Origin of the sequence: Microcella sp. (assembly GCF_019739195.1) — a bacterium.
In the GTDB taxonomy this organism is placed as follows: Bacteria; Actinomycetota; Actinomycetes; order Actinomycetales; family Microbacteriaceae; genus Microcella.
This window is the reverse complement of the sequence record NZ_JAHHDS010000003.1, coordinates 1,114,665-1,134,151: the sequence shown is the minus strand read 5'-3', so window position 1 is coordinate 1,134,151 and position 19,487 is coordinate 1,114,665. Positions and strand designations below refer to the sequence as shown.

16 protein-coding genes are annotated in these 19,487 nt (G+C 69.1%); 10 read left to right on the top strand and 6 right to left on the bottom strand.

Annotated elements, in window-relative coordinates; genetic code table 11:
• The first annotated feature begins 16 nt into the window (after positions 1-16).
• The 7 genes from KL788_RS07320 to chrA all read left to right on the top strand — a co-directional run bounded on the left by KL788_RS07320 (position 17) and on the right by chrA (position 10,564).
• Positions 17-1,240: a cell division protein PerM gene (locus KL788_RS07320; RefSeq protein WP_293169906.1), complete on the top strand. Its 1,224-nt coding sequence runs from the start codon at positions 17-19 to the stop codon at positions 1,238-1,240.
• A 9-nt stretch (positions 1,241-1,249) separates the two neighbouring features.
• Complete coding sequence (gene purN, locus KL788_RS07315) at positions 1,250-1,843, top strand: phosphoribosylglycinamide formyltransferase (protein ID WP_293169904.1); 594 nt, start codon at positions 1,250-1,252, stop codon at positions 1,841-1,843.
• A gap of 18 nt (positions 1,844-1,861) precedes the next feature.
• Positions 1,862-3,457 (top strand): bifunctional phosphoribosylaminoimidazolecarboxamide formyltransferase/IMP cyclohydrolase, encoded by a 1,596-nt coding sequence (gene purH, locus KL788_RS07310; RefSeq protein ID WP_293169902.1) that lies wholly within the window; start codon positions 1,862-1,864, stop codon positions 3,455-3,457.
• A 494-nt stretch (positions 3,458-3,951) separates the two neighbouring features.
• Positions 3,952-5,145 carry a dimethylargininase gene (gene ddaH / locus KL788_RS07305; protein WP_293169900.1) on the top strand — a complete coding sequence of 398 codons (1,194 nt, stop codon included), beginning with the start codon at positions 3,952-3,954 and terminating at the stop codon, positions 5,143-5,145.
• Positions 5,146-5,297: 152 nt separating this feature from the next.
• Positions 5,298-7,220 (top strand): ABC transporter ATP-binding protein, encoded by a 1,923-nt coding sequence (locus KL788_RS07300; RefSeq protein WP_428846113.1) that lies wholly within the window; start codon positions 5,298-5,300, stop codon positions 7,218-7,220.
• Positions 7,217-9,025 (top strand): ABC transporter ATP-binding protein, encoded by a 1,809-nt coding sequence (locus tag KL788_RS07295; RefSeq protein WP_293169898.1) that lies wholly within the window; start codon positions 7,217-7,219, stop codon positions 9,023-9,025. Before KL788_RS07300 ends, KL788_RS07295 begins: the two co-directional genes overlap by 4 nt.
• A gap of 222 nt (positions 9,026-9,247) precedes the next feature.
• The gene (chrA, locus tag KL788_RS07290; RefSeq protein WP_293169896.1) at positions 9,248-10,564 is read left to right on the top strand and encodes a chromate efflux transporter; all 1,317 of its coding nucleotides are present in this window, start codon (positions 9,248-9,250) and stop codon (positions 10,562-10,564) included.
• A 6-nt stretch (positions 10,565-10,570) separates the two neighbouring features.
• Here chrA and KL788_RS07285 read toward each other — a convergent pair whose 3' ends face one another.
• The 4 genes from KL788_RS07285 to KL788_RS07270 all read right to left on the bottom strand — a co-directional run bounded on the left by KL788_RS07285 (position 10,571) and on the right by KL788_RS07270 (position 13,546).
• Positions 10,571-12,025, bottom strand: coding sequence for an alpha-amylase (locus tag KL788_RS07285; RefSeq protein ID WP_293169894.1), 1,455 nt, complete (start codon positions 12,023-12,025; stop codon positions 10,571-10,573).
• A gap of 118 nt (positions 12,026-12,143) precedes the next feature.
• Positions 12,144-12,602 (bottom strand): DUF4282 domain-containing protein, encoded by a 459-nt coding sequence (locus tag KL788_RS07280; RefSeq protein ID WP_293169892.1) that lies wholly within the window; start codon positions 12,600-12,602, stop codon positions 12,144-12,146.
• Between the two features lie 72 nt (positions 12,603-12,674).
• The gene (locus tag KL788_RS07275; protein WP_293169891.1) at positions 12,675-13,079 is read right to left on the bottom strand and encodes an MGMT family protein; all 405 of its coding nucleotides are present in this window, start codon (positions 13,077-13,079) and stop codon (positions 12,675-12,677) included.
• Positions 13,080-13,093: 14 nt separating this feature from the next.
• Positions 13,094-13,546, bottom strand: coding sequence for a GNAT family N-acetyltransferase (locus KL788_RS07270; RefSeq protein WP_293169889.1), 453 nt, complete (start codon positions 13,544-13,546; stop codon positions 13,094-13,096).
• Positions 13,547-13,666: 120 nt separating this feature from the next.
• Here KL788_RS07270 and KL788_RS07265 point away from each other — a divergent pair, with 120 nt between their 5' ends.
• The 3 genes from KL788_RS07265 (at position 13,667) to KL788_RS07255 (ending at position 17,429) form a co-directional block, all read left to right on the top strand.
• The gene (locus KL788_RS07265) at positions 13,667-14,881 is read left to right on the top strand and encodes an NADP-dependent isocitrate dehydrogenase (protein WP_293169887.1); all 1,215 of its coding nucleotides are present in this window, start codon (positions 13,667-13,669) and stop codon (positions 14,879-14,881) included.
• A 257-nt stretch (positions 14,882-15,138) separates the two neighbouring features.
• Positions 15,139-15,429, top strand: coding sequence for a hypothetical protein (locus KL788_RS07260; protein ID WP_293169885.1), 291 nt, complete (start codon positions 15,139-15,141; stop codon positions 15,427-15,429).
• A gap of 68 nt (positions 15,430-15,497) precedes the next feature.
• Entirely contained in the window at positions 15,498-17,429 is a 1,932-nt protein-coding gene (locus tag KL788_RS07255; RefSeq protein ID WP_293169883.1) for a heavy metal translocating P-type ATPase, read from the top strand.
• Here KL788_RS07255 and KL788_RS07250 read toward each other — a convergent pair.
• Both KL788_RS07250 and KL788_RS07245 read right to left on the bottom strand, forming a co-directional pair.
• Positions 17,426-17,848: an Hsp20/alpha crystallin family protein gene (locus tag KL788_RS07250; protein WP_293169881.1), complete on the bottom strand. Its 423-nt coding sequence runs from the start codon at positions 17,846-17,848 to the stop codon at positions 17,426-17,428. The two genes, KL788_RS07255 and KL788_RS07250, sit on opposite strands and share 4 nt — an antisense overlap.
• Before the next feature lie 155 nt (positions 17,849-18,003).
• Positions 18,004-19,479, bottom strand: coding sequence for a ferredoxin--NADP reductase (locus KL788_RS07245; RefSeq protein WP_293169879.1), 1,476 nt, complete (start codon positions 19,477-19,479; stop codon positions 18,004-18,006).
• Positions 19,480-19,487: the final 8 nt, after the last annotated feature.

Sequence of the window (19,487 nt, the reverse complement as noted above, 5' to 3'; positions counted from 1 at the left end):
TAGGCTCGCGAGCGCCATGACCCGCCGCCTGACCGCCCTCTACAGTGCCCTCGAGGCGCTGCTGATCGTGGGGCTCGGAATCGCGGTTCCGCTGAGCATTCTCACCGTCATGTGGGCGGCGCAGTACGGATTCCAGATCGACTGGGTCGACTTCTGGCGCGCGGCCGTCATCATCTGGATGCTCGGCCACGGCGTCACCGTCACCCTGCAGCTCGACCCCGAGACGGCGCTCGCGCTCGACGTCGTGGGCGTCGGCGACCCCATCGTCGTGACGCTCGCGCTCAGCGGCTTCGCGCTCGTCACCGCCCTCGCCGGAGTCGCGCTCGGGCGCCGCTTGCGCGAGCAGCCGCACCGCATTCTCGGCGAGCTCGTCGCGATCGGCGGGGTGACGGTGCTCTCGGCGCTCGTGATGCTCAGTGCCGCGCATCCCGCCGCCCTGCCGTCGCGGTGGCAAGCCATTCTCTTTCCGGCTCTCGTCTACGGGCTCGGCGTCGCGATCGGCTCGATGGGCGCGACCAACCCGGCGCGCGTACGTCTGCGCCAGCTGATCGCCGACGGGCCGCAGCCGCTCACGGCCGCCGCGGGTGGCGCTCTGCGCGCGGGGCTCGGCACCGTCGCGACCGTCATGGCCGCAGCCGCGCTGCTCACGACCGTCGCGCTCGTGCTTGGCTATGGCCAGGTGATCGCGCTCTACGAGAGCGTGCAGGCGGGAGTGCTCGGCGGTGTCGCGCTGACGGCGGCGCAGCTTGCCCTGCTGCCGACCCTCGTCATCTGGGCGGCGTCGTGGCTGATTGGTCCAGGCTTCGCGATCGGCGCGGGTTCGAGCGTGAGCCCCATCGCGGTATCGCTCGGTCCGCTGCCGGCCGTGCCCGTGCTGGGCGCTCTGCCCGTGGAGCCGTCGCCGCTCGGCTTCGCGACCCTGCTCGTGCCCGTGCTTGCCGCCTTCGTGGCCGGCATCGCTGTGCGGCCGCGCCTCGTAGCGCACCTCGGCGACGCGTCGTTCGCCGCCTGGGCCGTCGCGACGGCGGTCATCGCCGCGGTCGTCGCGGGTCTCGCGGCCGCCTTTCTCGCCTTCGTCGCGGCGGGGTCAGCCGGGCCTGGGCGCCTCGCGGTCGTCGGCCCCGACCCGGTCGCCATCGGGTGGTGGATGCTCGCCGAGACCCTCATCGGCGTCGCCCTCGGCCTGCTGGCCGGCGGTGCGCGAGCGCCTCGGCCCGTAGCCCCCGCGCGCACCCGATAACCTGGGCACGTGCTGAGGGTCGTCGTGCTGATCTCGGGCGGCGGGTCGAACCTGCGGGCTCTGCTCGACGAGTGCCGCGACGCCGAGTATCCCGCGCACGTTGTCGCGGTCGGAGCCGACCGCGACGCAGATGGCCTCGCCCACGCCGAGGCTTTCGGCATTCCCTCGTTCACCGTGCCCTACTCGTCGTACCCCTCGCGCGAAGCGTGGGGCGATGAGCTGCTCGCGACAATCGAAGAGTGGCAGCCCGACCTCGTCGTGCTGAGCGGACTCATGCGCCTGCTGCCTCCCGCGGTCGTCGAGGCTCTCGCACCGCGCATCATCAACACGCACCCTGCCTACCTGCCCGAGTTTCCTGGCGCCCACGGCGTGCGCGACGCGCTCGCCGCGGAGGTCGCGCAGACCGGGGCGAGTGTCATCGTCGTCGACACCGGGGTCGACACGGGCCCCGTGCTCGCCCAAGAGCGCGTGCCCGTGCTGCCCGGCGACACCGAGCACAGCCTGCACGAACGCATCAAGCCCGTCGAGCGGCGCCTGCTCATCGACGTCGTGCGCGGCATCGCTGACGGGTCGATCGAGCTCGGCGCAGCATCCACCCCCTGAAATCCTCTGGAGACCACCATGGCCGGCCCCGCCCACGACCCCGCTGATTACCGCTTCCGCGACGCGATTCCCGTGCGGCGCGCACTCGTGAGCGTGAGCGACAAGACCGGACTGCTCGAGCTGGCGTCGGCGCTCGCCGGTGCGGGCGTCGAGATCGTGTCGACTGGCTCGACGGCGGCGACGATCGCGGCGGCGGGGCATCCGGTGACGGAGGTCGCGCAGGTGACCGGGTTCGCCGAGACCCTTGACGGACGCGTCAAGACGCTGCACCCGAAGGTGCACGCGGGCATTCTCGCCGACCTGCGGCTCGAGGCGCACGAGGCCCAGTTGGCCGACCTAGGTGTCTCGCCCTTCGACCTCGTGATCGTCAACCTCTATCCGTTTGTTGAGACGGTTGCATCAGGTGCCGAGGGTGACGCGGTGATCGAGCAGATCGACATCGGCGGGCCCGCGATGGTGCGCGCCGCCGCCAAGAACCATGCCAACGTCGCGATCATCGTCGACCCGGCCGACTACGTCATGGTGACGAAGGCCCTCACGCTCGGCGGCACGACGCTGCTGCAGCGGCAGCGCTTCGCGGCCAAGGCCTTCGCGCACACGGCCGCCTACGACACCGCGGTCGCCGGCTGGTTCGCCGAGAACCTCGGCGTGCGGGGCGAGCACCTGGCGGCCGACGGCAGCCCCTCGACGATCGACGTGCACGCGACGCTGCAGCAGGTGCTGCGCTACGGCGAGAACAGCCACCAGCCCGCGGCGCTCTACCGCATCGACGGCCTGCACGGCATCGCGCAGGCGACCCAGCTGCACGGCAAAGAGATGTCGTACAACAATTTTGTGGATGCTGACGCCGCCGTGCGCGCCGCCTACGACCACGACGCTGCCGCCGTCGCGATCATCAAGCACGCGAACCCGTGCGGCATCGCTATCGGGTCGTCGATCGCCTCGGCGCATGCGGCCGCCCACGCCTGCGACCCCGTTTCGGCCTTTGGGGGAGTGATCGCCGCCAACCGCGTCATCACGCGCGAGGCCGCCGAGTCGATCGCGCCGATCTTTACCGAGGTCGTCGTGGCGCCGGGTTTCGATGAGGATGCTCTCGCGGTGCTGCGCGAGAAGAAGAACATCCGGCTGCTGAAGCTGCCCGACGGCTTCGCGCTGCCGGAGGTCGAGCTGCGCCCCGTGAGCGGGGGGCTGCTGCGGCAGCAGGCCGACCACCACTTTGCACCGGTGAGCGACTGGCAGCTCGTCTCCGGCCCCGCCGCGTCGGCGGAGCAGCTGGCCGACCTAGAGTTCGCCTGGCGCGCGTGCCGCGCCGTGAAGTCGAATGCGATTCTGCTGGCGTCGGGCGGGGCATCCGTCGGTGTCGGAATGGGGCAGGTCAACCGTGTCGACTCGTGCCACCTGGCTGTCTCGCGCGCGGGCGATCGTGCGCGCGGCTCGGTCGCGGCGTCAGACGCGTTCTTCCCGTTCGCCGACGGCCTCCAAGTTCTCATCGACGCGGGCGTCGCGGCGGTCGTTCAGCCGGGCGGCTCCGTGCGCGACGAAGAGGTGATCGCGGCGGCCCAGGCGGCCGGCGTGACGATGTACCTCACGGGCGAGCGGCACTTCTTCCACTAGTCGGATCGCCACCCGACGCATTCCGCCGCGGTGTCACAAATCACGGAACTTCGTGGACGGGTGGCGGCGCCTTGGCGCCACGACAAGGGCCGGATCGCCTCAATTCCGTGAAGTGTGACGTGCCTCGGCGCTAGCTTGGTGCGTAGGACGACCCTCACTCGCCGCCGGCTCCGCTGGCGTCCGATATAGGCAGGAAAAAGGATGACATTGCCCCTTGTACTCGCGATTATGGGGATCTTCTGTATAGGCGTTCTCGTTCCCCTGGTGCCGTACGTCTTCAGTGGCGAACGACATCTCGGGATCCCGAGGCTAGGCAGGACGGGCAAGAATGGCTTTCGGGCGCTGTTTCTCGTCGTAGGGACAGGCTTCATCGGGGCAGGTCTCTGGCTGGCCTGGATCTAGCAGCCCGCCGCGACTGACTCGAGCATCTGAATGCAATAGCGGTCCTACTTCGGCACGAACCCCTGCTCCAGGGTGGCAGTAGCGTTGAGGGCATGACGCCCCTCGCTCGCCGCCTGCTCGACTCTGCCCTCGCCGCGCTCGCGGTCGCCCTCGTCACGCACCTCGTGACGATCGTGCTCTACTCGGCGATCAACGGGGCGACGCTTGAGATTCTCGTGCAACTCAACGGCATCTTCGGGTTCTCGTCTCTGCTGCTTTTCCTCTTCTTGACGATCGTCGGCACGGCGTCCGTCTTCGATCACTGGAGCGTCACGCTGCTCGTCGCCCTCGTCGCGGCCTTCGTCGCCTCGTGGCTCGGCTCGCTCATCGCCCTCGTCGCCTCGGGCAACGCGATCTCGGGTGAGCTCATCGACTATTTGTGGGTGAGCGTCTTCGGCTTCAACCTGCTCTTCCAGGTTGTCGCCGTATTGGCGGTGCTCACGATCGGCCGACGGGTGATCCGGATGCGTGCCGCGAGCCGCCCGCCCCGCCGAGTCGCGCTCGTGCGCATGCCCTCCACGCGACTCGCCGAGGGTGAACTCACGCACCAGCAGCGCGTGCCGGTCGACGCCGACCTTGCCGACCAGCAGTGGGAGGCCTACGTCGAAGCCCTGCGCGCCGAGGGCTTCACGATCGTCGATGTGCCGCCCGCCGACGAGCTGCCCGACTCGGTGTTCGTCGAAGACACACTCGTGATCATCGGCGGTACAGCGGTGGTGACGAGGGCGGGAGCTGAATCGCGCCGGGCCGAGATCGACGCAGCCGAGCAGACCGCCCGCGAGCAGGGATTGCGCATCGAGCGCATCGTCGAGCCCGGCACCCTTGAGGGTGGCGACGTGCTCGCGATCGGCACGACCCTCTACGTCGGCCGCGGCGGGCGCACGAACGCCGAAGGCATCCGGCAGCTGCGGGTTATCGCCGGTCGGCTGGGCCACGAAGTCGTCGCCGTGCCCGTGTCGAAGGTGCTGCACCTCAAGAGCGCGGTGACTGCGCTGCCCGACGGAACAGTGATCGGGCATCCGTCGACCGTCGATGACGTGTCGATGTGGCGGTCGTTCCTGCCCATGCCCGAAGCCGAGGGTGGCCATGTCGTCGTGCTGAGCGACGACGCCGTGCTGATGGCGGCTTCGGCGCCCGCGAGTGCAGAGCTCGTGCGGTCGCTCGGCTACCGGGTCGTGACCGTCGACATCTCAGAGTTCGAGAAGCTCGAGGGCTGCGTCACGTGCCTGAGCGTGTTGGTGAGATAACGCCCGCATCACGATCGCTGCTCACGTCGACAAAGGTATGACCTGAGCCTTAGGCTGAAAGGCTCTGCTCAGCCACCCTGGGCAGCACCTCTTCACCTGCCACCACCCACCCGCGACCGCCACGAGCGGCCGCGTCGTATCGAGGACTCACCGTGTCGACGACCACACCAGATCAGCCCAGGCTGAGCACCTTCAGGGCGATCGCCCGCATCTACCCCTACGCGAAACCCGCGATGCCGTGGATCTACGCGGGCATGGGCGCGGCGCTGGCAGCGGGCGTTGTGACGCTCGTGATTCCGATCGTGTTGCAGGGTCTTGTTGACGGCCCGCTCGCCACGGGCGATCCCGGGCAGATCTGGCCCGCCGCACTGATCGTGCTCGTGCTCGGCGTACTCGAGGCCGTGTTCATCATGCTGCGCCGCCTGTTCGTACTGACCCCCGGCACCCACATCGAGGCGCGCATGCGCAATGGGCTCTACGCCCAGCTGCAAGACCTGCCCGTCGCCTTCCACGACCGCTGGCAGTCGGGGCAGTTGCTGAGCCGCGCCGTGAGCGACTTGAACCTCATCCGCCGCTGGTTGTCGTTCGGTTTCGTGTTGCTCATCGTCAACTCGATCACGATCGTCATCGGCTTCATTGTGCTCATCAACTGGAGCCTCTGGCTTGGCCTGCTCTTCCTCGTCATGAGCATCCCGCTGTGGATCTACGGCTACCTCTTCGAGAACAAGTACTCGGTCATCGCGCGACGCGCGCAAGACCAGCAGGGCGACCTCGCGACGGCGGTCGAAGAGAGCGTGCACGGCATCCGCGTCTTGAAGGCGTTCGGGCGCGGCAAGCACTCGCTGCTGAAGTTCGCCGACCAGGCCGAGCTGCTGCGCGGCACCGAGATCGAGAAGGCCAAGGCGATCGCGGGCATCTGGTTCTGGCTGCTGCTCATTCCCGATGTTGCTTTCGCCCTCTGCCTGCTCGGCGGCGTCGCGCTCGCGGCGAACGGCGAGCTGACCGTCGGCGAGCTTTTCGCGTTCTTCGCGACCGCGACCGTGCTGCGGTTCCCGATCGAGTCGATCGGCTTCTTGCTCTCGATGACCTTCGACGCCCGCACGGCGACCGACCGCTTCTTCGAGGTCATGGACGAGATCAACACGATCACCGACCCCGAAGAGCCGGCCACGATCGCCGCGCCCACCGGGCGACTCACGTTCGAGAACGTCGTCTTTCGGTATCAGGATGCTGCCGCCGACACCCCCGGAACCCTCAACGGCATCGACCTCACCCTCGAGCCCGGCGAGACCATGGCTCTGGTCGGCATCACCGGTAGCGGCAAGACGACCATGACGGCGCTCGCCACGCGGCTCTACGACGTGACCGAAGGTCGAGTGCTGCTCGACGGCGTCGACATTCGTGACCTGACGCGCGAAGAGCTGCGCCGGCACATCGCGATGGCGTTCGAAGACGCGACGCTGTTCTCGGCGAGCGTGCGCGACAACGTGCTGCTCGGTCGGCCCGAGCTCACCGAGAGCGACGAGCCCGCCGACGCCGCCGAGGCCGAGCGCGTGCTCGCCGAAGCTCTCGACATCGCGCAAGCCGACTTCGTGCACAGCCTGCCGAACGGTGTCGACACGACCGTGGGCGAGGAGGGCCTGAGCCTGTCGGGCGGCCAGCGTCAGCGGCTCGCGCTCGCGCGCGCTGTCGCAGCGAACCCCGCCGTGCTCGTGCTCGACGACCCGCTCAGCGCGCTCGATGTCGACACCGAAGCCCTTGTCGAGGCAGCCCTGCGCCGCGTGCTCGCGACGACCACGGGCCTCATCGTCGCGCACCGCCCCTCGACCGTGCAGATGGCCGACCGCGTCGCGCTGCTGCAAGAGGGCCGCATCACCGACGTCGGCACGCACAGCGAGCTGCTCAAGCGCAACGAGCACTACCGCTACGTGCTCTCGTCGCTCGAAGACGAAGAGCTGGCCGCGGCTGAACGTGTCGACCGCGAGCTCAAGCTCGCGGAGGAAGAGGGCCGACGGCGCGATGCCATCGACCGCGAGAGCAGAGTCATCGACAACGAAGGCGAGGTGACCCGATGAGCGTCACAGGAGTAGAGGGCGAAGAGCGCGACGACTTCTCGCGCGCCGAGTCGAAGCAGATTCGCGCGAGGTCGCTGCAGTTGCTCGGTTCGCTCGTGCGCCCCCTGCGGTGGCGCATCGTGGGCACGATGGTCGTGCTCGTGATCTCGATCGCCCTGCAGGTCGCGGGCCCCGCGCTCATCGCGCTCGGCATCAATACGGGCCTGCCTGCGCTACTCGAACAGAACGACTGGATGCCAGTGGCTCTGATCGTGGGGGCCTACGTCTTCACGGGCATCGTGGGCGCGGCTCTCGCGGCCGCGTTCCAGGTGATCAGCGCGCGCTTGAGCCAGGCGATTCTGCTCGACCTGCGCAAGCGCGTCTTCTTGCACACGCAGCGTTTGTCACTCGAGTTCCACGAGTCGTACACCTCGGGTCGCATCATCGCGCGCCAGACGAGCGACCTCGACTCCATTCGCGAGCTGCTCGACTCGGGGCTCACGCAACTGGTCTCGGGCATCCTCTACATGGGGTTCACGGCGGCGGCGCTCGTCATTCTCGACCCCGTGTCGGGCATCGTGCTCGCTGTCTCGCTCATTCCGCTGCTGCTGCTCACGCGGTGGTTCCAGGTGCGCTCGCAGACCCTGTTCCGGCAGACCCGCGTGGCGTCGGCGCGCCTCATCGTGCACTTCGTCGAGACCATGACGGGCATCCGAGCGGTGAAGGCGTTCCGCAAAGAGCCCCGCAACGCGCGCCAGTTCGCCGGCCACGTCGAGGACTACCGCGACGCGAACGCGCGCGTGATCCGCCTGTTCGGCATCTTCGACCCCGGTCTCGTGCTCATCGGCAACGTGACCGTCGCTGCGGTGCTCGTGGTCGGCGCCTTCCGCGTGGTCGACGGCGCGCTGCTCATCGGCTCGCTGCTCGCGATCGTGCTCTACACGCGCCGGTTCTTCGACCCGGCCGAAGAGATGGCGATGTTCTACAACTCGTACCAGTCGGCCGCTGCCGCGCTCGAGAAGATCTCGGGCGTGCTGGAGGAGAAGCCCGGTGTGCCCGACCCGACGACGCCGATCGACCTGTGGAAGGCGCGCGGCACCGTGCACTTCGACCAGGTGAAGTTCTCGTACAACGAGGACGCGGTCGTGCTGCCCGACCTCGAGCTCACGATTCCTGCGGGGCAGACCATCGCGCTCGTCGGCACGACGGGTGCGGGCAAGTCGACGCTCGCCAAGCTCATCGCCCGGTTCTACGACCCGAGCGAGGGCGCGGTGACGCTCGACGGCGTCGACCTGCGCAAGCTGCACCCGAAAGACCTGCGGCGCGCGATCGTCATGGTCACGCAAGAGGCCTACCTGTTCTCGGGCACGGTCGCCGACAACATCGCGCTCGGCAACCCTGAGGCGAGCCGCGACGAGATCGTGGCCGCGGCGAAGGCGGTCGGAGCGCACGACTTCATCGAGTCTTTGCCGAACGGCTACGAGACCGACGTCAACAAGCGCGGCGGTCGCGTCTCGGCAGGGCAGCGGCAGCTGATCTCGTTCGCGCGGGCGTTCTTGGCCGACCCCGTCGTGCTGATTCTCGATGAAGCGACCGCCTCGCTCGATATTCCGAGCGAGCGCCTCGTGCAACTCGGCCTGCAGACCCTGCTCGCCGACCGCACGGCGGTCATCATCGCGCACCGGCTCTCGACCGTCGCGATCGCCGACCGGGTGCTCGTGATGGAGCACGGCCGCGTCGTCGAAGACGGCACACCTGCCGAGCTCATCGCGGGCACGGGCAAGTTCGCCCAGCTGCACGCGGCCTGGCGCGACTCGCTCGTGTAGCGCGGCCGCCTGGCGCGAGTCGCTCGTGTAGCTCGCCGGGAGCGTCTGCGCGCCGGGCGTGCACCGTCGGGCAGGTTGGGCGAGCCCGTGCCTCACAACTCAGACTGTTTGCGACACCTCGTACGGAAGGGTGCGTGCGAAGTGTCGCAAACAGTGCGAGAACGTGCGAGGTGAGTCACGCGCGTACGCGCGGGTTCACCGGGGCTGGGTAGGGTTCGCCGTGTGACCGATCGACCTGAGGATGCTCACCCTGGGCCCGACGACGCGCTCGAGCCCGGCGACGAGCTAGGCGCGGCCGCTCGGCAGGGCGACGACACCGCTGCCGCGCCTCACGGTGACGACTCGGCCTCCACTCCCCGCGGGTCGGCGCTCGAGGTGCTCGGCCAGTTCACGGTGCTCGGCCTCACCTCGTTTGGCGGACCCGTGGCGCACCTCGGCTACTTCCGCGAGCGACTCGTCGTGCGGCGGCGCTGGATCAGCGAGCAGGGCTACGCCGACCTCGTCGCTCTCGCGCAGTTCTTGCCGGGGCCGGCGTCGAGTCAGGTCGGGTTTGCGCTCGGGCTGCAAAGAGCGGGCATCCTGGGCGGGCTCGCCGCCTTCGCGGCGTTCACCCTGCCGAGTGCGGTGCTGCTCGTGCTTGCGGCACTCGGGGCTCCGTTGCTCGACGGCGCGCTCGCCGAAGGGCTCATCGCCGGCCTCAAGGTGGTCGCCGTCGCGGTCGTGGCGCATGCCGTCTGGGGCATGGCTCGCGCGCTGACGCCCGACGTGCGCCGCGCCACGATCGCGATCGTGGCGGGCCTGATCGTGCTGCTCGTCGGCACCGGGTGGGCCACCCTGGTCGCCATCGCTCTCGGGGCCGTGGCGGGCCTGCTGCTGTGCCGTGCGGCGGTGTCGGCGGCGCCCGCGAGGCTCAGCATCCCGATCTCGCGCACCGCTGGCGCGATCTGTCTCGGCGTCTTCGCCCTGCTACTCGTCGGTCTGCCGTTGCTGGCGGTGCTCGTGCCGAGTCAGCCGCTCGCCGTCGCCGACGGGTTTTTCCGCGCCGGCGCCCTCGTCTTCGGCGGCGGGCACGTCGTGCTGCCGCTGCTCGAGACCGCGGTCGTCGAGCCGGGGTGGGTGAGCGCGTCGCAGTTCTTGGCCGGCTATGGCGCCGCGCAGGCCGTGCCGGGCCCACTCTTCACCTTCGCGGCCTTCTTGGGTGCCTCGATCGCACCCGGCGCGCAAGGTGTACTGCTCGCCGTTGTCGCGCTCGTCGCGATCTTCGTGCCGGGCCTGCTGCTCATCGCGGGCGTGCTGCCGTTCTGGGGAGCGCTGCAGGGTCGGCCCGCGGTGCAGGCCCTCGTGCGCGGAGCCAACGCGGCCGTCGTCGGGGTGCTCGCTGCGGCGCTCTACGACCCCGTCATGACGAGCGCGCTTGTTGACGCGCCCACGGTCGCTCTGGCGGTGCTGTGCACCGTGCTGCTCATTGTCGCGCGCCTGCCCGCATGGGTGATCGTCATCATCGGCGCCGGGGGCGGGATGCTCCTCGTAGCGTTCTGAGAGGGCTCAGCGGTCGACGGCGCCGACGTGCAGGGCGACCACGCCGTATCCGGGAACCTCAGCCGTGAAGCGGCCCGACCCGTTGACCTCGATCACGGTGCCCGACACGGCCTCGATGTAACGGCCCGGAGCGAGCGAGGTGTCGAACGTCGCCTCGGTGCTTGTTGCGCCCGCGTTGAACGCGACGAAGCCGAACGCGCCGCGCCCGAAGCCCGTGACGGCGCGCAGCGCGCGATCGTCGTCGGCGCCAAACTCGATCGCGTCGGTCAGGGGAGCGTCGCCGACCGCCGAGCGGAAGGCGAGCATCCCCTTCACGACGTCCCAGCGCTGCGGGCAGACCCACTCGCCGGGCTCATAGCGCGGCTGCGGCGCGGTGGCGGCCCCCTCGCACGATGCGTCGAGCACCGCACCCGATTCGTCGAGTGGCGGCCCCGCGTCTCGACCCACGAAGGCATAGCCGCTCGAGAGCTGGGGCGTGCCGTAGGGGTGCGCGAGCAGGAAGGCGATCGCGAGAGCGTACTGCTCGCCGTCGACGTACGAAAGGGTCTCGCCGTTGCGCTCGGTGTCGTGGTTGTCGACGAAACTGATGGCCTGCTCGCTCGGGATCGACCCGCCCTCGGGGCCGAAGATGACGTCGGGGTTGAGCTTGCCGCTCTCGACCATGCTCGTGAGCGTGCGGGCCTGCAGAAACTCCCAGACGTGGCCATTGCCGAGGTACTGCTCGGGCGTGATGGGCTCGCCCTGGCCGCGGATGACCTCTTGGTAGATGCGCGTGCCTTCGGGCAGCCCCGCGACGATCGCGGCAATGTCGACCGGCGGCATGTGCTTGGCCGCGTCGATGCGGAACCCCGCGACCCCGAGCGACAGCAGGTCGTCGAGGTAGGCGCGCAGGCGCTCTTGCACGCGCGGCTCGCCCGTGCGCAGGTCGGCGAGGTTGACGAGCTCGCAGGTCTGCACCTCGGCCTCGTCGCGGTAGTCGATGATGTCGCCCGTCGGCGACTCGGTGCACTGGTGAAAGTCGTCGGGCCCCCAGAGGCCGGGGTACTCGTAGTGTTCGTAGGCGCTGCCCGCCCAGCCGGCGCCCGGCGTGCCGAGCCCGGTCATGTGGTTGATGACCGCATCCGCCACGATGTCGACCTCGTGCTCAGCGCAGGTCGCCACCATGGAGGCGAACTCGTCGCGCGTGCCGAGCCGCGACTCGATGAGGTAGCTCACGGGCTGGTAGTGCACCCACCATTCGTCGCGCACGACGTGCTCTTGCGGCGGGCTCGTGAGCACCCAGTCGATGCCGAGCTCACCCAGCGCCGGGCACTCCTCAGCGATGGCATCCCACGTGTACTGGAACAGCAGGATGCCCGCATCGCGCGACCCTGCAGCCTCGGGCGGCTCGGCCGCGGGCGTGCAGCCCGCCATCACGAGCAGGGCCGCCGCGGCGGTCGCGGCGAGCAGTGTGCGGCGCATCCCGGCCCCCTTCGTCGCGCGCCCGCTGAGTGCAAGCGCTTGCACGACTCTAGCGCGGCGACGCGGCAGAGCGAAGCGCCCGTGGCGCGGACCGCCAACGGGCGCTGCGTCGCGCCCCCTACTTGCGCAGGCTCGCGGTGTTCTCGGCGATCGCGACGAGGGCCACATTGACCTCGACGATCATGCGCGCGAGCACGATCGCGACGAGAGTGGCGATCGGCACGAGCACGAGAGCGCCCAGAATCGTCAGGATGCCCGAGATCGGTTGCGCGTTGACCGGACCAGTCATGAGCCCGACGCCCGTGACCACGATGCTGAAGAAGGCGACGAGACCGGCGAGCACGATGCTGACGAGCAAGATGGCGTAGATGAAGCCCGCGATGCGGCGGGTGATGAAGGTCGTGAACCTGAAGTCGACCAGGGCCTTGAAGAAACCCGGCACGGCGCTGACGTCGAGCGAAAGCGTCTGATCGGCGCGGGCTGCCGCCGGAGCGTCAGCGTCGGGGGAGGCTTTTGCCGCGGCAGGAGCCGCCTTCGGCTTGCGGGCGTTCGAGGCGGGGGCGGGCGAGTCGGTCACGAGAACCTCCGGAGTTCAGGATGCGCGGCGCTCGCCGCACCAGGGCACAGTATCGCCGCCACCGGTCGGGCGCTACGACCGGGCGCTACTCGATGCTGGCGCGTCGCGCCACGGTACCCATCGGGCCGTGGCGAGGTCGAGCCGATAGTCGAGCACGTCACCCGTGAGGCCACGCATGCCGCCGGTCGCGCGCAGCGGCGTGTCCTCGGCCCGGTAGTGCTCGAATGCAGCGCGTTCGTGCCCGGCGGGCGGGCGGCCGTCGGCCCGCACCACGCGCCACCAGGGCACACTCGAGCCCTCGGTCGCCATGACCCGCCCGACCGCGCGGGCACCGCGCGACCCGAGCTCAGTGGCGACATCGCCGTATGTCATGACGCGACCACGCGGAATCTCGGCAACGACGAGCAACACCGCGCCAGCGAAGTCGAGCGACGGCGGCGGGGCCGAGTGGTCAGACGGTTGGCGCACGGAGGGCATACCGAAGGCGCCTCTCAGACGTCGAGAGCACCGATCTTCTCGCCAAATTCGGTCTCGCCGGTCTCGACGAAGCCGATGCGCCGGAAGAACTCGCCGGGCCCTTCTTCGCCCGGCTCCCAGATGACGGTGACAGTGCTGAATCCGCGGGCGCGCGCCTCGTCGGCGAGTGCGTGCACGGCGAACTTGCCCACGCCGCGGCCCTGCGAGCTGGCGTCGACGTTGATGCGCCAGATGCAGCTGCGAAACTCTTCGCGCGGGTGCTCGGAGTCGAAATTGCCCCGCACGAAGCCCACGACATCGTCGCCGTCGAGCACGACGCGCGCCCACGTCGTCGTCGGATTCACATAGGCATCGGCCTCGGCGTACGACACCGGCGTGACGAATTGCTCTTGCCCCGGGCGCAGAGTGAGCCCGTTCGCCGCGACGATCGTCTTGGCCGACAGCTCTTCTAGTCTCAAGTCACCCATGCCCCCAGGGTAGACGCAACCACCGAGAGCGGGCACGTCTATATATCTCGATGTCGAGACATCGGCCCGAAACGCTAGGCTGAAAGACGACACTGCAGCAACCGAGGCAAGGAGCACTACGTGGAGAAGATCAAGGTCGACGGCACGGTCGTCGAACTCGACGGCGACGAGATGACGCGCATCATCTGGCAGTTCATCAAAGACCGCCTGATTCACCCCTACCTCGATCTGACGCTCGAGTACTACGACCTCGGCATCGAGCACCGCGACGCCACCGACGACCAGGTGACGATCGACGCGGCGCACGCCATCATCAAGCACGGTGTCGGCGTCAAGTGCGCCACGATCACCCCCGACGAGGCTCGCGTTGAAGAGTTCGGCCTCAAGAAAATGTGGAAGAGCCCGAACGGCACCATTCGCAACATCATCGGCGGCGTCATCTTCCGCGAGCCCATCGTGATCTCGAACATTCCGCGCCTCGTGCCCGGCTGGAACAAGCCCATCATCATCGGCCGCCACGCTTTCGGCGACCAGTACCGCGCCACCGACTTCCGCTTCGAGGGCCAGGGCACACTCACGGTCGAGTTCACGCCCGAAGACGGCTCCGAGCCGATGAAGTTCGAGGTCTACCAGTCGCCCGGCAGCGGTGTGGCCCAGGTGCAGTACAACCTCGACGAGTCGATTCGCGACTTCGCGCGCGCCTCGCTCAACTACGGCTTGGCCCGTAACTACCCCGTGTACCTCTCCACGAAGAACACGATCCTCAAGGCCTACGACGGCCGCTTCAAGGATCTGTTTGAAGAGGTGTTCGAGGCCGAGTTCAAGGCGCAGTTCGAGGCCGCCGGCATCACCTACGAGCACCGCCTCATCGACGACATGGTCGCGTCGGCCATGAAGTGGGAGGGCGGCTACGTCTGGGCCTGCAAGAACTACGACGGCGACGTGCAGAGCGACACTGTGGCGCAGGGCTTCGGCTCGCTCGGCCTCATGACGAGCGTGCTCACGAGCCCCGACGGCCAGGTCGTCGAGGCCGAGGCCGCTCACGGTACGGTCACGCGCCACTACCGCATGCACCAGCAGGGTAAGCCGACGTCGACGAACCCGATCGCTTCGATCTTCGCGTGGACCCGCGGCCTCATGCACCGCGGCAAGCTCGACGGCAACCAGGCGCTCATCACCTTCGCCGAGACCCTCGAAGACGTCGTGATCACGACGGTCGAGAGCGGCAAGATGACGAAAGACCTCGCGATTCTCATCAGCCCCGAGCAGTCGTACCTGACGACGGAAGACTTCTTGGCTGCGCTCGACGAGAACCTGCAGTCGCGACTGGCCTGACACCAGAGACTCAGTGAGTGGATGCCCGGGGCTGCGTGCCTCGGGCATCCGTCGTCTCGGGGCGGTTGCGAAAATATACCCCCGGGGGTATTCTGAGGGCACGCGTCGATCGACGCCCTCATCGTCGGAAGGAACTCCCATGTGCTCACCCGCCCGTTGCGCCTCGTGCGGCAAGATCACCTGGACCGGTTGCGGCCAGCACATCGAGCAGGCGCTCGACGGCGTCGCGCAGGCCGATCGCTGCAGCTGCTGACCTCGTGACCGATCGCGCCGAGCGCATCGCCGCCGCACGTGCGGCCGCCTTCGATGCGCTCGCCGCGGCGACGGGCGATGCTTCGCTGTGCACACTGTCGCGAGAGCGGCTGCCTGCCGCGAAATACCACGAAGGCGCCGTCGCAGCACTGGGTGATGCGCAGCGGGCGGAGCGAGCCGAGTTGCCGATTCCTGACGCGCACACCTGGGGTTCGCAGTGGGCGCGTCATATCGAGCACGATGCCTCGTGGAAGGCATATGTGGTCGGCGGGCGCGAGGCACTCGCCGCCCTGTAGCGCGCACACGGCACGATCGAGGCCGTCTGGCACTGGCGGTTGCCCCTGAATCGCGCTAGACCGGGCCTGTGACGCGAATCAGTTCGGCAGTGCGCCGCTTTCCGCTTGTTGCCGTGACCGTGGTCATCGGCGCGACAGCTGGCGCACTCGCCCTCTCGGGGTTCGAGCCTGCCGCGCGCTGGCTCGTCTCGCTCTACGCACTGGGCATTGCGGCCATGGAAGCCGTCAGCATGGTGCGTGGGCTGCTTGCGAAGCAGTTCGGCCTCGACATTCTCGCCGTCACGGCCATCGTGAGCACGGTCGTGGTGGGGGAGTACTGGGCGAGCCTGATCATCGTGTTCATGCTCGCCGGTGGCGAGGCCCTCGAGGTGGCCGCCGCGGGTCGTGCGCAGCGCGAGTTGCGGGCGCTGCTCGATCGGGTGCCGCAGCAGGCGCATCGCATCGAAGACGACGGCTCGGTGGCCGACATTGCCGTCGATCTGGTGCGCGTCGGCGACCGGCTGCTCGTTCGGCCCGCCGAGATTCTGCCCGTCGACGGCGAGCTGGCCAGCGGCCTGGGCAGCCTCGATGAGTCGTCGCTCACCGGTGAGAGCCTGCCGGTCGACAAAGAGGTCGGCGATGCGGTGCTGAGCGGTTCGGTCAACGGCCCGGCCGCCATCGAGATCGTGGCGACTGCCGTCGCTGCTGATTCGCAATACCAGCGCATCGTCGAGCTCGTGCGCGAGGCCTCCTCCAGCAAGGCGCCCCTCGTGCGGCTCGCCGACCGCTACGCCCTGCCGTTCACCGGCGTCTCGCTCGCGATCGCGGGAGTCGCCTGGGCGGTGAGCGGTGACCCGGTGAGGTTCGCCGAGGTGCTCGTCGTCGCCACGCCCTGCCCGTTGCTCATCGCCGCCCCCGTCGCGTTCATGGGCGGCATGAGCAGCGCCGCGAAGCGCGGCATCGTGATGAAGAGCGCGGCCTCGCTCGAGAAGCTCGCTCGCGTGCGCACGGTGGCCTTCGACAAGACCGGCACCCTCACCCAAGGGCGCCCTGCCGTCGTCGGCGTGCACCCTCGGCCCGGCTTCGACGAGCGCGAGCTGCTGCACCTCATGGGCTCGGCCGAGCAGTACTCGTCGCACGTGCTCGCCGCGTCGATCCAGCAAGCCGCGCTCGATCGCGCCGGCGCCCTCAGCCCGTCGACCGACGCGCGTGAGGTGGCGACCTTCGGAGTCGAGGCGACCGTCGACGGTCGCCGCGTGCGGGTCGGCAAGCCCGCGTTCGTCGCCGAGCACGCTGCCGACCTCCAGGTGCACACCGCCGAGAGCGGCGCCGCTGTTGTCTATGCGGCGGTCGACGGCCGCTTCGCCGGTGTCATCGTGCTGCGGGATGCCGTGCGCGACGATGCCGCCGACACTCTCGTCGCCCTGCGCGCGCTCGGAGCCGAGCGCATCCTCATGGTCACCGGTGATGTCGCTGCCACCGCCGGGCCGATCGCCGAGAGCCTCGGCATCACCGAGCTGCACAGCGAATGCCTGCCCGATGACAAATTGCGGATCATCCGCGAGGCGCAGCTGCGCCCGGTCGTCATGGTCGGCGATGGAGTCAACGACGCCCCGGTGCTCGCCGTCAGCGACGTCGGCATCGCCATGGGCGCCAAGGGCTCGACGGCGGCGAGCGAGTCGGCCGACGTCGTGATCCTGCTCGACGACATCGCCCGCGTCGCCCGCGCCGTGGCGATCGGTCACCGCACGGTGCGCATCGCGTTGCAGAGCATCTGGCTCGGCATCATCATCTCGATCGGCCTCATGCTCGTCGCCGCGGCGGGACTGCTGCCCGCCGTCGTCGGCGCCACCCTGCAGGAGGCGGTCGACCTCGTCGCCATTCTCGGGGCGCTGCGCGCGGTGCGGGCAGGGGTGGCGCCCGTGCCGGGGCTGGATGCGCCGCCCACGGCCGCACGAACGCCAACGGGCCCCGAACCCGAGGGTTCGAGGCCCGCGCGGCGCGCGTCGAGGTCGAGCTAGGCCGAGACCTCCTGGCGCTCGTTCGAGGTCGCGACTTCGATCTTGCGCGGCTTGGCCTTCTCGAGCACCGGGATCATGACGCTCAGCACGCCGTTCTCGTAGTGCGCCGAGATCTGCTCGGTGTCGATGTCTTTGCCCAGCGTGAGCTGTCGCAGGAAGGTTCCGGCGGCGCGCTCCCGCGCGAGCCACTGCACGCCGTCGAGCGAGCGCGGCGTGCGCTCGGCGCGGATCGTGAGCAGCTGGCCGTCGACGTCGACGTCGACCGAACCGGGGTCGATGCCCGGCAGGTCGGCGGTCAGCACGTAGTGGTCGGCGTCGCGGTAGAGATCCATCGGCATCACGCGCGGGCTCTCGCGGCGGTCGAGCAGGTTCGCGGCGACGCGGTCGAGCTCGCGGAACGGGTCGAAGATCATGCTCATCGTGTCGTTCTCCTTCACGTCGCCCGCCGAGGCGGGCCGAGGTTTCGAGAGTTGAGCCGGGGTGACTCAACTACGACGATATTAGCACTCGACACATGAGAGTGCCAGAGGTTCGCGCAGGGCGAAAGACCTGGTGAGACCTCGTTCTGGGTTGTTCAGTACCCGGCGAAGTAGTCGGTCTGCACGCGCTTCGCACCTGCGCGGCGCAGTGCTGAACGTGCGGCGGCGACGACCGAGGGAGGGCCGGAGACGTAGGCACGGCGCGACGCGAGGTCGGGCACGGCCTCGCGCAGAGCATCCGTCGTCAGCTCGTCGCGCGTGAGCGTGACAAGGCGCGCACCCGCAGCCTCGATCGTGTCGCGGTAGAGCACCTCGTCGGGGTTCGACGGCACCACGACCACGACGATGTCGCGTTGCTCGCCGCGCGCGACGAGACTCGCGAGCTGACTCGCGAAGGGTGTCACGCCGATGCCGCCCGCGAGCAGCAGCAGTGGGATGCTCGCATCGCGCGGCAGCACGAAGTCGCCGGCGATCTGGGTGGCGGCGATGCGAGTGCCGGGCTCGAGACTCGCGAGCGCGGCCTTGAACGAGCTGCCGCCCTCGGGAGTGCGGATGCCAATGGCCAGACGCGGCTCGCTCTCCGCGACCGCGCGCTCGGGTGCCGAGGCGATCGAGAAGGTGCGGCGCAGACCCCGGATGTCGGCCTTGTGAGGCAGATGCAGCTCGAGATACTGCCCGGCGTCGAATCGCACGGGGCGCGAGGGCTCGAAGAGCCACTCGGTGGCAGCGGGCGACAGGGGCCTCTGCTCGAGCACGCGCACCGAGAACCCGCTGCGGCGCGAGGCCGCGAACGCGACGATGTTGCCGACGACGAGCGCGAGCTCGGGCGAGGTGTAGATCGGTCCGAACCCGAAGGGCACCGAGAAGGCGACCGCGACGACCGCGGCGGTGAGCCAGCGCTGCCAGTCGCGAGGCGGCAGGGTCTGCGGCTCGCTGAGCATGAACCCCGCGAGAAACACGACGGGGAACAGCTGCAGCACCGTAGCGACAGCGCCCAGTGGTGCGGTGCCCGTCAGCACCAGCCGTGCGCCGATGATGACGATCGTGAGGGCGATGAACACGAGCCCCACATCGAGTCGTCGAGTCCGGTCGAGCAAAAGCAGAGCACCAACGGCGACGGCGGGCAGCAGGGCAGGCGTCGCGATCCACCAGAACCCGACGCCCTGGCCGAGGTAGTAGCCGATAATGCCCGCGATGAGCACGCCCGTCGCCGCGGGGTTCAGCAGGTGCCGGCCGCGCCACACGATGAGGTACTTCGAGAGCGCTGCGAGCACCGCGGCGCCGGCGGCGGCGATGAGCCCCGTGGTCGTGAGGCTCGGCTGCACGATGCAGGTGATGATGAGCGCCGTGATCACGCTCGACTCGCGGTGCGGCACGACCCGGGCGAGGCGGGCGGCGACCTCGTTGGCACCGAGGGTCGCGACGAGCACGACGCCGAGCGTGCCGAGAATCGCGTAGGGGTCGGGTCCGATCGCTCCGAGAAACGCGAACAGCACGGCCTGCACAAGCACGATCGCGAGGGTGATCGTCGCCAGGCGGTACATGCTCACGCGGCCGGTCAGTGCATCCACTCGTGCCC

Excerpts from the sequence above, each read along its gene's own strand:
- KL788_RS07320 (WP_293169906.1), top strand. The coding sequence starts at position 17 with ATGACCCGCCGCCTGACCGCCCTCTACAGTGCCCTCGAGGCGCTGCTG.
- purH (WP_293169902.1), top strand. The coding sequence starts at position 1,862 with ATGGCCGGCCCCGCCCACGACCCCGCTGATTACCGCTTCCGCGACGCG.
- ddaH (WP_293169900.1), top strand. The coding sequence starts at position 3,952 with ATGACGCCCCTCGCTCGCCGCCTGCTCGACTCTGCCCTCGCCGCGCTC.
- KL788_RS07295 (WP_293169898.1), top strand. The coding sequence starts at position 7,217 with ATGAGCGTCACAGGAGTAGAGGGCGAAGAGCGCGACGACTTCTCGCGC.
- KL788_RS07285 (WP_293169894.1), bottom strand. The coding sequence starts at position 12,025 with ATGCGCCGCACACTGCTCGCCGCGACCGCCGCGGCGGCCCTGCTCGTG.
- KL788_RS07275 (WP_293169891.1), bottom strand. The coding sequence starts at position 13,079 with ATGCCCTCCGTGCGCCAACCGTCTGACCACTCGGCCCCGCCGCCGTCG.
- KL788_RS07270 (WP_293169889.1), bottom strand. The coding sequence starts at position 13,546 with ATGGGTGACTTGAGACTAGAAGAGCTGTCGGCCAAGACGATCGTCGCG.
- KL788_RS07250 (WP_293169881.1), bottom strand. The coding sequence starts at position 17,848 with ATGAGCATGATCTTCGACCCGTTCCGCGAGCTCGACCGCGTCGCCGCG.